Raw genomic sequence first — 4,976 nt, 5'->3', positions numbered from 1 at the left:
GCTCAGCGCCACGTGCCGACGTCAATCACGTCCTTGCGGCACCTGCTGAGCTATGAGTTGAACCTTCGATTGGGCTCATGCACGTGCTGCGGACGAACGTCGCTATTCTTGTGACACAGTAAGACTAGATTACTGGTGGCCCCGGGGCGAGTTACGGCCTTGCCTGCGCGGAGGCCTGCTGCGACAGATCAAGCAATCGCTTCCGGATGGGCGCCTCGCGTGGACTCCGCTCGCTCAGCGCATCCAGCACGCGCTCGAATTCCTCGTTCATCGCGGTGTTGGCTGTGCAGGGCTCGGACTCGCCTCCCGCCTGCTTGCAACGGGGCTCTGTCAGCAAGGCGCCCTTGAGCATCAGCTGGCCGTGCAACTCCTCCCAACCCTCGGAGCTGTACAGCATGCCGCTGCTGAAAATGCGCTCCACAGTCTCCACGCGCCGGGCCTTGCGGTTGTAGTAGAAGCTGAAGGCGCTGGTGATCTCGCCACCGCGGCTGTTGAAGAGGTAGGGGCCACGGCTGCCCTGCTTGAAGGCCTCGCTGGCCGGGTGGTAGAACAGGGCGGCGGACAAGTCGGTCAGGATGATGGGCAGACCCGGCCGTTTGACGGCCTCGGCGTCGACCGACAGCAGGGCATCGCACCAGCCGTCGCCGTCGATGTCGAGCCAGGTGACGCCTTGGGCTGGGCCGAATTCGGGTACTGCGCCCTTCTTTGTCTGCATCGGGGGAACTCGCAATCTGAGGGGCCAGTCTTCGACGTGGGGCAGGGTGTCGTTCCAACGCTCGACGCGCCAGCTGACGTCACTGAGCCGGCGAGGATCATTCCACATCTTGTCAAAGCGCTGCACTTGCGCCCACCAGGCGGCGTCGTTGCGCTTGCAAGCGGGCAGGTCGGGGCTGATGTCCGCCACGGCATGGATTCGCTTGTCAAATTCCTTCTCCAGCTTGCTGCCAAACCGGGCATACACCTGTGCATGGGGAGCGCTGGCCAGGAGCAAGAGGCCGAAGAGGGTGATGAGTCGAACGCAAGAAGACATACTGGATTTTCTATGCAACGTTCAGCCTGCAGAGGAGGCCGAACTAGAAGCTGGCGCACTGGCGGGATCGAGCTGGAAGCGTGGCGCTGAAACGGATGCGCAGGGGCGCTTGCTGGTGTCCTTCCACTTGCTGACCAGTTCCTTCACGTATTTCAGCCCATCGGCTGTGCTCAGGCTTTTGGCATTACCACCGCTGTTGTGGAAGTAGCCGATGAACTTGACAAGATCTTCTTCCGACGTGTTCTTGTCTTTGTTCGCTGAGTACTCGGCGTACTTCCACTTCATTTCACGGTCGCTGATGATGTCGAACTTCGTGCTTGACTTGAACAGCGAGTCTGCGTCCGTCAGGAGGAAGTTCTTGACCTTGCTGTCCGTGAAGATGGCCGCGCTGCGGAATCCTTCCCAGCCTTCGTTCCAGATGATCTTTTCCCCAAGGTAGACGCGCGTATTGCTCTCGGTCATGCCAAGCCCTGACAGCAGACTGTCGAATCGTTCGCGGGTCGTGGGCTTCGTTCCCGCCTTCTTCTCATCCGCAGACTTGTCGTCGATGGCCTTGATGGTGGCGTCAGCATTGGCACCGCGCAGCGGGTCCACCAGCAGCTTCATCTGTTGCCAGCGGACCATGCGCTCATACATGGTGCGCGCTTCGCTCGTCTTGCTTTTGGCGACATGCGCGAAGCCGGTGTCCTTCGCAAAGGCCACCAGGTCGGCATCGGAGACGGAGGTCGGGTCTGTGGTCGTTGTGGTGGCCCCCGCGATCTTCCCCTTCCAGGTGGTCACGGCCTGCGCGCGCTTGTCGGCATCCTCCAGCTGCTTCTGGAGTCCGGTGTCCTTGCCGTCCTTGTCCACGTAGCCCAGCGTCTTCTTCTCGGCCTCTGTCAGGTTGGCATCCTGATTGAAGAGCTGCTTGAAGAACTCGTTGCTGTTGGTGCTGAGTGGGCGCTTCTTGCCGAACTTGATCAGGCGGTCCACGAAAGTCGCCACCACGAACTGTGTAGAGCCATAGCTCGCGGGCGTGCCGGAAGGATTCTTCGTGCCGGCGGGGCAACCATCGCTGCTGCAGTCCTTGCCTCCGGACTCTTGAGCAATCACTGCTGACTTCAGCCGCGCAAACGCGCGGGCGGGTGTCTGCAGCTGGTCACAGCTTGCCGTGTCGGTGCCTTGGTCGACGCGCGATCCTGCACCGTCGTCCCGGCTGCCCAGGATCCCCCCCGGACTCAAAGTCAGGCCTCGCCAGGTGACCGCCGGATAGACCAGCTTGGGCGACCCCTTGTCGCAGTAGTACTTGTTCAGCACGTCGCCTGTCTTGCTGAGGTTGTTGGCGATCTGCAGGGCAGCCCCCTCGGCGATCTCGACGGTATAGGCGTCCGGGGACTGCATGTCCTTGAGGTAGTGCGCGACGAAGGCCTGGATCGGATTGCCGAGCTTCTCGTCAGCGAGATCCTTGGCTGTCCACCGCGCATAGTTCGTAGCCACCTCGGTGGCAACGCCACTCTTCAGCGGGTTCGTATCCGCGGCCAGGAAGCTGCCGCCCGCGTCATAGAGGTATTGATTGCTGTTGCCCGGCGCAATGTCGCGAAGCCAGAAGCCCCAGCGCATGGTCGCCGTGGTCTTGTTGTCCGGGCTGCTGTCGATCAGGTAGTAGGTCAGCTTGGCCGCGCCGTCGGGATCGAAGTAGTGCCAGGGCTGGGCAGCAGCGTACACCGTGGTGTCCAGCTGCAGCGCTGCCGGTGTGTGCTTGTCGATGCTGTCGTGCAGGCCAGAGGGATCGGTGCTCAGGAAGCGGCCCGAGCGGGGGTCGTAGTAGCGAGCCACGTTGTAGTGCAGGTCCGTCTCGGCGTCGTGCCATTGGTTGACCAGGCGCAGTCCCGGGTCCAGTTCCGGACCTTTCTGCTCAATGAGCCGCCCCTTGTCGTCGAGCCTCGCTGTCCAGCGCAGCTGCTCATCTTCCAGGCTGCGGACGGAAACAGCAGCGCCGCGGCTGTCCGTGTCGATCTGAAGTCCCTTGCCTTGCGTCAGCATGGCAATCACCCGAAAACCGGCATAGACGAAGTGCCGCGCTGGCTCGGGATCGGCTTCTGGCGATCGCTGCTTCCACACGCTCACCAGCTGGGTTCCGTCGTAGAGGAAGTACTCGCTGCCGTCGGCGCCGTGCTTGGCGACACGGCGGCTTCGCGCGTCATAGTCATAGCGGACCACGGGCTGGCCGTCTTTACCTTGGACAGTGGCGAGTTCACCCGAAACGGTCCAATGCAGCTGCAGGACGCCCGCCTCGTTGCGGATCTCGCGCGCACGACCCCTGGCATCGAGCGGGGGCAATTCGCCGAGTTGTACCGGGGGCGCGCTCGCCGACTCCGGCAAGCGCTCCGCACCCGTTGATGCGTCAGGGGCCCTCCGCGCATGGCTGGCGACCAGACGTGTCGGCCACCAGTGTGCAGGGATCCAGCTCAGCTTGTCGCGCCAACCCGCCGGGATCCGCTGTTGCCGGACTTCCACGACCTGCGCGGTCGTCACGATGCCAAACTCCTGACCATCATTGAAGCGTCGGCCCGTCAAGTGGCCGTGCTTGTCGTGAAGATTCTGGAAGCCGGCCACGGGTGTCTTGCCCCGTTCCGCCACAAAGAGATCCTGCTTTACCAGCTGGCCCCAGGCATCGAAGCGAAAGCTCAGACGATTGCGCAGCTTCCCGGCTTGATCGAGCACGTCTTCGGTGAGCCTGAAGGCGCCGTCCCAGGCGAACTGTCGAACCCTGGCTTGGTCGCCCTGGGCATCACGGAGCTGCTGGAGCTGCCCTGCGCGGTTGTAGACGAAGGTCCGGACGGATCCGTCACCCTGGTGCATTGCCTGCAGCTGGTCCGCTGCGTCATAGCGTGCCCAGCGACGCGCCTCATGGGGCAACTGAAGGCTCACCAGTCGCCCCCAGTCATCCATCTGCCGGCTCGCTTGGCGGTCCGGCGTCGACAGGGCAAGCGCCAGCCCGTCCGTGACGGACCCGGGTATGCCAAAGCTGGCGGTCACGACTCGGTGTTCCGGGGCCGTGGCGGCGATGCCCTCGGCTCGGGGCTCCCGGGAGATCTCCAGCTGAGCGCCATCCCCACGAATGACCCGCAGGACCTCGCGCAGGGCCTCGAACTGGCGCAGCTCCGTCCGGTCTGCCAGTACTTGACCTCCGGCAGACAAAGCCCGTGTGTGCAGACTGCGAACCTCGCCGTTGAGGTCATACGCCAGCTCTCTGCGGTACGTCTGACTGCCCCATCGCTCCTCGAGCGAGGTGGGCCGCAACGCAGCGGCCTCGTAGCGAAGCGTCCAGCGCAAGCCCTCTGGGCGCTGAACCTCGACGAGCCTTGCGCCGCGCTCATCCCAGCTGAAGCGCGTCACATCCGAATCCTCCGGCGTCCCCTTGCGCCCGTTGGGCAGAGGGCCGTCGATCTCGGCGAGCAGGCTCTTGCCGGCGATGGTGATGTAGGCGTAGCGGGTGGAGCGCTCGATGGCGGTGGGCGTCTCGCGGCCCTGCTCGTCGATAGGGCTCCAGCCTCGCTCGGTGATACGCAAGACCTGACCCTTGTCGTTGTAATCAAACTCGGTGCTGCGGGTTTTGCCTGCGATCACGCTGGGCTGTGTGATGCGCGTGGGCTGTTGGCCCAAGGCGATGCTGCCGTCGGCGTAGCGCAGGTCGGTGTACTCATAGCGCTGCAGCCATTGCGGCGCGCCCACCGGCTTGCCCTGGCTGTAGGCCTGGCGGCTGCGTTGGGACAGACGCCCCCAGCGGTCATGGCTGATCAGCTCAGCGCTCAGCGGCTGGCCCTGGGCGTCGAGCGCGATGCTGCGCAGAAGCTGGCCCGCGGTGCCGTAGGCGTAGCGCCGGTTGGCCGGCCCGCAGGTGCTGCAGCCCGCCCCGGTGAACTCGATCAGCCGCAGCTGCCCGCCGATCACGGCGGTTGTCAGC

The 4,976-nt window shown here is 64.0% G+C and carries 2 protein-coding genes; both read right to left on the bottom strand.

Annotation, left to right across the window (positions count from 1 at the left end; genetic code table 11):
- Nucleotides 1-151: 151 nt before the first annotated feature.
- Nucleotides 152-1,048 carry a hypothetical protein gene (locus ACG0Z3_RS22975; protein WP_394402334.1) on the bottom strand — a complete coding sequence of 299 codons (897 nt, stop codon included), beginning with the start codon at nt 1,046-1,048 and terminating at the stop codon, nt 152-154.
- A 3-nt stretch (nt 1,049-1,051) separates the two neighbouring features.
- Entirely contained in the window at nt 1,052-4,963 is a 3,912-nt protein-coding gene (locus ACG0Z3_RS22970) for an RHS repeat domain-containing protein (RefSeq protein WP_394402331.1), read from the bottom strand.
- Between the last annotated feature and the right edge of the window lie 13 nt (nt 4,964-4,976).

This window comes from Pelomonas margarita, assembly GCF_043555875.1.
GTDB lineage: Bacteria > Pseudomonadota > Gammaproteobacteria > Burkholderiales > Burkholderiaceae_C > Pelomonas > Pelomonas margarita.
The sequence above is the reverse complement of the archived record's forward strand: the minus strand, read 5'-3'. Positions and strand labels throughout refer to the sequence as shown.